The 2192-nt window shown below is 72.5% G+C and carries 2 protein-coding genes; one reads left to right on the top strand and one right to left on the bottom strand.

What is annotated here, in order from left to right; translation table 11 throughout:
- Positions 1–179: 179 nt before the first annotated feature.
- Positions 180–1292 carry a glycosyltransferase family 4 protein gene (locus D7Y13_RS48890; protein WP_120534297.1) on the bottom strand — a complete coding sequence of 371 codons (1113 nt, stop codon included), beginning with the start codon at positions 1290–1292 and terminating at the stop codon, positions 180–182.
- Between the two features lie 30 nt (positions 1293–1322).
- Here D7Y13_RS48890 and D7Y13_RS41015 point away from each other — a divergent pair.
- A partial coding sequence (locus tag D7Y13_RS41015) for a glycosyltransferase family 4 protein (protein WP_120631044.1) occupies positions 1323–2192 on the top strand: 870 nt, incomplete at its 3' end.

Raw genomic sequence — 2192 nt, 5'->3', positions numbered from 1 at the left:
CTCCACGGGCGCGGTGGGCTGGGGCTCCTGCGCCTCATCCGCCTTGCGCGCGGCGTTCGAGCTGGCGCACCCGAGCAGCATTCCGCAGACGATTCCACTCCACACGAGCAGTCGCATGTTCCTCCCAGAGGGGCCCTCGCGGGCCGGTTGGCTGGCGCCGCCACCTCCCGCCCGGTGACCTACCGGCGGTGGCGGAGCGCCGCATCGTAGACGGCCCGCGTCCCTTCCGCGGTGCGGGCCCAGGTGAACTTCGCGGCCTGACGCGGGCCCGCTTCCGACAGGGCACGGCGCTCGGCGGGAGAGCCGAGCAGCCGGTCGATGACCGCCGCCAGGCCTTCCGCGTCGTCCGGATCCACCGCCGGGGCCGCGTCGCCGCACACCTCCGGCAGCGAGCCCGCGGTGGACACCACGGTGGGCGTGCCCAGGCGCATGGCCTCCAGGGGCGGCAGGCCGAAGCCCTCGTAGCGCGAGGGGAAGACGAACAGCGCCGCGCGGCGCATCAGCGCGTAGAAGATGGCGGACGGCTGGTAGCCCAGGGCCCGGATGTCCAACCCCTCCGAGCGCAGCCGCGCGATGCGCGTCTCCACCTTGCCGGAGCCAAACCAGCTCTGCCCGGCGAGCACGAGCGTGAAGGGCCGCCCTCGCGCGGCGAGCCGCTCCTGCGCGTCCAGCACCAGGTCCACGTTCTTGCGGACATCGAGCGAGCCCGCGTACAGCACGTAGTCCTTCGGCAGGGTCAGCGCGCGCAGGAAGTCCTCCCCCGCAGCGTCCAGCTCCGGCACGTTCACGTGGTCCACGCCGATGGGCACCACCACGGTGCGCGGCTCCACCTGCGGGAAGCGGCGCAGCAGGTCGTTGCGCGTGCACTCGCTGATGCACACCAGCCGGTCCGCGAGCATCAGGCTGCGCGCCAGCCACAGCCGGAACTGCCAGTGGAACAGCTTGGAGACCGTGCTCGGCAAGTCCAGCGGCACCAGGTCCAGCACGGTGAGCACGTAGGCGGTGCCCGGCACGCGCGTGAGCGGCAGGTTGAAGTTGCCGAGCGCGTGGTAGACGGGCGGCGGCGACCGCCGCAGCTCGCGGGGCAGCGTGCCCAGCGTCCACGTCGTCCGCTTCTGTGCACCCCGGGGACGGTCGCCCGACGTGCGCGCGCCCATCAGGCTCAGCGCGACGCCCTGGGCCTTGAGCGCGTCCGCGAGGCAGTGGGTGTACAGGCCGATGCCCGTGGTGGGTTCGTCCCAGAGGGTGGCGTCGAGGGCGATGGGTCCGAGGGTCGACACGGGCCGCCTCATACCATGCCCCTGTGCTAGACAGGGCCCCGCATGGCGGTCCACCAGTTGATCCCGAGCTTCGGCCCCGGCGATGCCTCCGGGCAGGCCGCGCTGCACCTTCAACTCCTGCTGCGCCGCATGGGGCACGCGGGCGACATCTACGCGCAGGAGGTCGGCGCGGGACTGGAAGGCATGGCCCGCCCCGCCCCCGCGCTGCGCCCGAAACCGGATGACCTGGTGCTGTACCACCACGGCATCGCGTCGCCGCTGAGCGGGCGCCTGATGCACCTGGACTGCAAGCGCGGCGTGGTGTTCCACAACATCAGCCCCGCACGCTTCTACCCGGGCACGCCGCTGGAGCACGCGCTCATCGCGGGCCGCGCGCAGGTCGCCGCGATGGCGCCCTTCCTGGACGTGTCCATCGGGGACTCGGACTACAACTGCGCGGAGCTGCGCGTCGCGGGCCACCGCAACGTGCACACCGTGCAGCTCTTCGTCGAACCCGAGCGCTTCGCTGGTTCCGGCGCGGATCCACGGATGCTCGCGGGCCTCTCCGGCCCTGGTCCCACCCTGGTGTCGGTGAGCCGGGTGATGCCGCACAAGCGCTTCGAGGACCTGCTCGCGCTGCACCGGGAGCTGCTGCGCATCCGTCCCCAGGCGCGCCTGCTGCTCGTGGGCGGCTACGAGGCGGGCAGCCCCTACTTCAAGGGGCTCCAGCGCGAGGCGAAGGCCCTGGGCGGGGTGGAGTTCCTGGGGCGCCTGTCGCATGCGGAGCTGGTGGCCGTGTACCGCTCCGCGTCCGTGTTCGTGTCCATGAGCGAGCACGAGGGCTTCAGCGTGCCCATCATCGAGGCCATGGCCTCCCAGGTCCCGGTGATGGCGTACGCGGCGGCGGGGGAGAAGTGCTGGAGGCGGCGCGTC

It is taken from the genome of Corallococcus praedator, from assembly GCF_003612125.1.
Taxonomy (GTDB): Bacteria; Myxococcota; Myxococcia; order Myxococcales; family Myxococcaceae; genus Corallococcus; species Corallococcus praedator.
Note: the sequence above shows the minus strand (reverse complement) of the source record. Positions and strands in the feature narration are given on the sequence as shown.

Bases quoted from the DNA above. Each gene is read 5' to 3' on its own strand.
- D7Y13_RS48890 (WP_120534297.1), bottom strand. From the start codon at position 1,292: ATGAGGCGGCCCGTGTCGACCCTCGGACCCATCGCCCTCGACGCCACC.